We start from the raw sequence: 6,187 nt of genomic DNA on the forward strand, positions 1-6,187 counted from the left end.
GCCCACGACCCACCACTTTCGAACATCAATCCGTTTTATTGAAATGGGTCGTTAGCTCAGTCGGTAGAGCAGTTGACTTTTAATCAATTGGTCGGGCGTTCGAATCGCCCACGACCCACCATTTCAAACCCTCCTTAGATTAATCATCGCTACGTTAGTCACCAGCTATATTATCAATTATTCTATCTTTATTTTCTTTCGATACTACAATCGAATCACTTTGCTCAAGACTTAAGACAGTCTTTCCAAAATCGAAAAAACCATCTCACTTTAATTAAAAAATATTGCGATCAGTAATGACAAATAATTGATGACGTGATCTGGTTGTATTCATTTTCAGTCAAAAATTCATTGTCAATTAACCAGTTACTGACAAGTTCTTGAGTTTTAATAGCTGTAGCAATAGGATGATTGAGACGTTTTGAAGCATCAAGGAAAAATGCCATCATAATTGAAAGTGTTGCAGCAGATTCATAGGGAGTGCTCATTGCAAGGGTACTTTCCAATGAACGTAATGAATAAAACTTAGGTAGCCATTCTTTCAGGTTTTTTCCTTGATACCATACATCTTGTGTTGGCGTATTGTGTAACGCAACTTGTTCAAGTAACACGATTAGCCATTCACGCATATCATTTATACGATAATTAGCAAACCAAAATTCATGGCGTAAAATGGCTATAGCGACTTGTGTCGCCTCAAACCAGAATTCTTGAGCATTGTTATACGCCTGTTCTTTTGACAGCGTAGGTGGCGTTATAGTGCTAATTTCAGGAAGCTCATCACATAACCCCGTTTTATCGAGTAAGATTTGATATCCACGCTGGTAAACTGGGCTAAGTCCTTCAGTTTTCATGTTAAAAATACGTTCAGGCTCCGCCATCATAATGTCCATTTTTCGGCCTTGAGCTAAAACATGTAAATAAATGGGCCAAAACTTACTTTTGGGATCTTCACATTCCAACTGTAAGCTGACAAGAGCATCACCGAATTGCGATAACCAATGTTGGTTTTTTGCGAGCTCTGTCGCACCATAACCGATAAGCTCTATATCAATATCAGAATAACTGTCTATCTTTCTATTGCGTCCTAACGATCCCGTTAAGATCACGGCTTCAATTCTAGGATCGAGAAGAGCAAAAGATAGCATGCGATCGATTAAAACGTGTTGTTGTCTCCATATTTCTCTCTAATAAGTAAAATGTACTAAAGTTATTTGTCGTTTTTATTATTTAAAACGTAGAATTAGAATATTTTGTTTAGTATATAAAACATTTGTTTGTTATTTTTCTGAATAAGAAACATAATGTTTAATATTAAAAACCAAGTACCATTATAAATATGAATTTATAATATATCTTTACTACTTTGCAAAGATATCGCAGGAACCCATATTTTCTTTGTTTTTTTATATGATTAAGTCGGGGTTGTAAAATGGATGTGATGAGTTGGTTTAGTATCAATAATATTTTAGTCAATATCCCACTCGGAAAAGGTGGGTATCCACTTTCATGGATTGAAGCCGTTGGTACCATTGCTGGTCTACTCTGTATTTGGCTTGCCAGTCAGGAAAAAATTATCAATTATTTATTTGGACTTATTAATGTCACTCTGTTTGCCATTATTTTTTTCCAAATCCAGCTATATGCAAGTTTACTCCTTCAAATATTTTTCTTTGCCGCCAATATTTATGGATGGTATGCATGGAGCCGAGTGAATGACTTTGAGCAGGCTGAATTGAAAATACGTTGGTTAAAGTCAAGTCATTGCCTCTTTTTAATCGTGGTTTCGATAGCCGCGATTGCCGCTCTTACTTTTAATATTGATACTGTATTTGGTTATTTAGCTGTTGTTGCTGTTGATATATTAAATGTCTTTGGTGCAAATTTAGCGACGCCAGTTCTGGAACCTGATGCTTACCCATTCTGGGATTCCACAATGACAGTGCTTTCTATTGTCGCAATGATCTTAATGACACGGAAATTGGTTGAAAATTGGCTAATTTGGTCAGTTATTAACGTAATTAGTATTGTTATATTCTACAAACAAGGTGTTTATGCAATGTCTGTTGAATATATCATTTTACTGGCTATCGCAATTAATGGTTCTCGTTTGTGGATCAAAGCAGCAAAGCGTTCTAGCGAAAATAATTATCTCTCCTAATAAAAAAAAGGCTGGTAGAGTTATCTTTCTCTCCAGCCTTAATATTCATTGTTTTTATTCTTATTTATAACGCAATTTTGAATCATTATTTTGCTTAAATGCGCTATTTCCCGTTATATTGAAATTTTTAGAAAGGTGACTATAGGTGCTTTAGGTGGAAAGGGTGTTTACAGATAGAAATCGAATGGTTAGATTGGAAAAGCAATAATAACATTGACTAGATAACATAGAGTGGATACACGGGAATGAATTATCAAAATGATGACCTTAAAATAACACAAATTAATGAACTTTTACCGCCAGTAGCTTTATTGGAAAAATTTCCAGCAACTGATAATGCGGCTTTTACAGTTCGTCATGCCCGTGAAGCTATTCATCAAATCCTTGCAGGAAAAGATGATCGTCTATTAGTGGTAATTGGACCTTGTTCTATTCATGATCCGAAAGCCGCACTGGAGTATGCACAACGTTTAAGTCTTATTAGAGAAGAGTTGAAAGACAAACTTGAAATTGTAATGCGTGTTTATTTTGAAAAACCTCGCACTACCGTAGGTTGGAAAGGCTTAATTAACGATCCTCATATGGATCATACTTTTGACATTAATGAAGGCTTACGTATTGCTCGTAATCTTCTATTAACGATTAATGATAGTGGCTTGCCAACGGCTGGCGAGTTCTTAGACATGATAACGCCTCAATATGTTGCTGATTTAATGAGTTGGGGCGCAATTGGTGCTCGTACCACAGAATCACAAGTTCACCGTGAGCTTTCATCGGGCTTATCTTGTCCTGTTGGTTTTAAAAATGGTACAGATGGCACGATTAAAGTGGCGATTGATGCAATTAATGCTGCAGGATCGCCACACTGTTTTCTTTCTGTAACCAAATGGGGACATTCTGCTATTGTGCGCACAGCAGGTAATGGTGATTGCCATATTATTTTGCGTGGCGGTAAAGAGCCAAATTACAGTGCTGAACATGTTGCTGCGGTTAAAGAAGGGCTTAAAAAAGCCGGTTTACCACAAAACGTCATGGTTGATTTCAGTCACGCAAATAGTTGCAAGAAATTTGAGAAACAAATGGAAGTTGGTGCTGATATTTGCCAGCAAATTAGCTCTGGAGAAAAAGCATTAATTGGTGTAATGGTTGAAAGTCATTTAGTGGAAGGTAGTCAATCATTAGAAAGCGGTGAGCCTTTGGTTTACGGTAAAAGTATCACTGATGCATGTATTGGTTGGGATGATACTGAAACGCTGTTACGCCAACTAGCAGATGCGGTTGTAGCACGTCGTAATAAAGCTTAAACGTTAAATTTGATGTAAAAAAATGCCACTTTGAAGTGGCATTTTTTTATATATTATTCAAAATAAAAATTAAATTATTTTGCTTTACCTTGGTTAGCAACAGCGGCTGCTTTTGCTGCGATTTCGTCAGCATTACCTAAGTAGTAACGTTTGATTGGTTTCATGTTTTCATCAAATTCGTAAACTAAAGGTACAGCTGTTGGGATATTCAGCTCAAGAATTTCATCTTCGCTCATATTGTCTAGGTATTTAACCAGAGCACGCAGTGAGTTACCGTGTGCGGCGATGATAACTTTTTCACCAGAAGCCACACGAGGTTTAATCACTTCTTCCCAGTATGGTGTTACACGGTCGATAGTCAGCGCTAAGCTTTCTGTTAATGGCAGTTCTGCCGCAGTTAAAGATGCATAACGAGGATCTTTACCAGGGAAACGGTCATCATCTTTCGTTAATTCTGGTGGCGTAACAGCAAAACCACGACGCCATTGTTTAACTTGTTCATCGCCATATTTTTCAGCGGTTTCAGCTTTGTTTAAGCCTTGCAGAGCACCGTAATGGCGTTCATTTAATTTCCAGCTTTTTTCAACTGGCAGCCATTGTTGATCTACTTGATCAAGAATGTTCCACAGAGTGTGAATTGCGCGTTTCAGAACAGAAGTATATGCAAAGTCAAAAGTGAAACCTTCTGCTTTCAATAACTTACCCGCTTCTTCAGCTTCAACTCGACCTTTGTCTGACAGCTCAACGTCAGTCCAGCCTGTAAAACGGTTTTCTTTGTTCCATACACTTTCACCGTGTCGAACTAGCACAAGCTTAGTTACTGCCATAGTTTAGACTCCTATAATTACTTTCTTAATATAAGTTTAAAATTAGCACTTCAATCATTATATGGATCATCGACAAGAACACCAAACATAAGTGACAAAACAAGGGGGATTAAGTCAAAAAATGTCGTTTGTTCGATGAATTATTGCACAGTTGTCACACCTTTTGCTTAATCGTTCAAGCTATTAATCTAGCGGGATCGGCGTAAAAAAAACAAAATAATCCGTTTTGTATAAAAAATAGACGAAAATAGCGTCCATAAAAACGACACATTTTTTTATTTATTATTGTTCGAATAACAAGCAAAAAAGTGTCGATTTAAATAAAAAAGCAAAGCCAAGTTTACCGTTAATTTCTAAAATCATTGCCCTGATTATGTCAGTAAAAGTCCGCATTTAACAAATTTCTTGCTGATAACGATAAATTTCGCCGTCTTTAATAAAAGTCAATCGATGAGTAATACATGAAGGCGCATCCTCTTGATGATGGCTGACAAATAAAAGTTGCGTATTACTGTGGCTTATCATGATATCAATAAAACGCTGTACTAAGAGTCGATTCGTTGTATCTAATCCTTGCAGTGGCTCATCAAGAATAAGCAAAGTAGGGTGCTTAACTAGAGCCCTCACAATTAATACTAAGCGCTGTTGTCCCCAGGATAAAGCATGAAATGGACTATTGGCATGGTTTGTCAAACCAATTAACGCTAACCATTCATCAGCGAGTTTCAGCTGTTTATCGGTAATAGCCTGATAAATACCAATTGAGTCATGAAAACCTGAAATAATGACATTCTTTACTGTTGAAGAAACGCGATAACTTTGATGCAGGGCATTACTGACATAACCAATATGGCGTTTAATTTCCCATACTGTTTCGCCACTTCCCCTTTTACGACCAAATAGTGCTAAGTCATTGCTGTAACCTTGAGGATGATCCCCTGTAATTAAACTTAATAATGTCGATTTTCCTGCGCCATTAGGGCCTAAAATTTGCCAATGTTGTTGCGGTTTTACCTCCCAACTTAAATGGTGAAGAACAGGTTTGTCGTTATAGCTCACTACACCATTTTTTAGCACGATAGGGGAAAGTGTTGGCGGTAATTGTGGGATCGCATCTGGTGACTCTTGTTCAGGTAGTGTGAGATTTTCAAGGGTTTCACTGTGAGATAACTGCCCTATTACCGAATCAGATAAAATCTGCTCTTTTTTACCGCTTATCACCAATTCACAATTAATCAGTAATCCTGCATATTGAATAAAATCAGGAATATCATTAAAGCGATTTAAAATCAGTACAATTGTCAGATTTTTGTTGATGTAATAGCGATAATAATTCATTTAAAGCACGGCGAGAATCTACATCTAAACCATCAAAAGGCTCATCTAAAATAATCAAATCTGGTTTGTTCATTAAAAGCTGAATAAGCAATACTTTCCGAGACTCACCAGTAGAAAGATATTTAAACCGTCTTGATAAAAGATATTCAACGCCAAATTGCTTAGCTAATAAAAAACATCTGTCATCATCTTTTACCTGCATTTGAATAACTTGAGCCACCGTTAAGCCAGTGTCTTCCTCACCTTCACTTAATAAATCTGTATTATTACGGCGCCACTCTTCTTCGATCATTTTTTGTAGTTTTTCAAAAGAGAGGCTAATTGGACGAGAAAATGTATTGATAAGCTCACCAGAAAGCAAAATGCTTTCTTGGCATAATGCATTTGCTAAGGCGGTCTTGCCACTACCATTACTGCCGACAAATGCCCAACTGTCACCTTCATTAATCGTTAAGTCATTAATTTGCAAACAGAGTGTATCGCTTAATCGAAATTGTGTTTTTTTTGAGTTGCAAGTACGTCATTATTATTATCCGTATATTTTTTAGAGCAAGTAG

Annotated in this window: 4 protein-coding genes, 1 tRNA gene and 1 pseudogene; 3 read left to right on the forward strand and 3 right to left on the reverse strand. The window is 36.8% G+C overall.

Going from position 1 to position 6,187, the window contains the following annotated elements; all coding sequences use genetic code 11:
* Positions 1–45 precede the first annotated feature (45 nt).
* Positions 46–121, forward strand: a tRNA-Lys gene (locus BHE89_RS07810).
* Between the two features lie 169 nt (positions 122–290).
* On the opposite strand, the gene BHE89_RS07815 is transcribed toward BHE89_RS07810, so the two are convergent.
* Positions 291–1,148 (reverse strand): aminoglycoside 6-adenylyltransferase, encoded by an 858-nt coding sequence (locus BHE89_RS07815; RefSeq protein WP_128860391.1) that lies wholly within the window; start codon positions 1,146–1,148, stop codon positions 291–293.
* A gap of 284 nt (positions 1,149–1,432) precedes the next feature.
* On the opposite strand from BHE89_RS07815, the gene pnuC reads away from it, so the two are divergent.
* Positions 1,433–2,161, forward strand: coding sequence for a nicotinamide riboside transporter PnuC (pnuC, locus tag BHE89_RS07820; protein ID WP_077885178.1), 729 nt, complete (start codon positions 1,433–1,435; stop codon positions 2,159–2,161).
* 245 nt (positions 2,162–2,406) lie between these two features.
* Positions 2,407–3,465, forward strand: a complete 1,059-nt coding sequence (aroG, locus tag BHE89_RS07825) for a 3-deoxy-7-phosphoheptulonate synthase AroG (RefSeq protein ID WP_069370110.1) — start codon at positions 2,407–2,409, stop codon at positions 3,463–3,465.
* A 74-nt stretch (positions 3,466–3,539) separates the two neighbouring features.
* On the opposite strand, the gene gpmA is transcribed toward aroG, so the two are convergent.
* Positions 3,540–4,292, reverse strand: a complete 753-nt coding sequence (gpmA, locus tag BHE89_RS07830; RefSeq protein ID WP_069370111.1) for a 2,3-diphosphoglycerate-dependent phosphoglycerate mutase — start codon at positions 4,290–4,292, stop codon at positions 3,540–3,542.
* 393 nt (positions 4,293–4,685) lie between these two features.
* Positions 4,686–6,154: pseudogene (gene modF, locus BHE89_RS07835) on the reverse strand (molybdate ABC transporter ATP-binding protein ModF).
* Between the last annotated feature and the right edge of the window lie 33 nt (positions 6,155–6,187).

This window comes from Shigella sp. FC1967 (assembly GCF_001743005.1).
Taxonomy (GTDB): domain Bacteria; phylum Pseudomonadota; class Gammaproteobacteria; order Enterobacterales; family Enterobacteriaceae; genus Proteus.

What these genes read in the sequence shown, in the direction of transcription:
- gpmA (WP_069370111.1), bottom strand. Translation starts at nt 4,292, where the DNA reads ATGGCAGTAACTAAGCTTGTGCTAGTTCGACACGGTGAAAGTGTATGG.
- pnuC (WP_077885178.1), top strand. Translation starts at nt 1,433, where the DNA reads ATGGATGTGATGAGTTGGTTTAGTATCAATAATATTTTAGTCAATATC.
- BHE89_RS07815 (WP_128860391.1), bottom strand. Translation starts at nt 1,148, where the DNA reads ATGCTATCTTTTGCTCTTCTCGATCCTAGAATTGAAGCCGTGATCTTA.
- aroG (WP_069370110.1), top strand. Translation starts at nt 2,407, where the DNA reads ATGAATTATCAAAATGATGACCTTAAAATAACACAAATTAATGAACTT.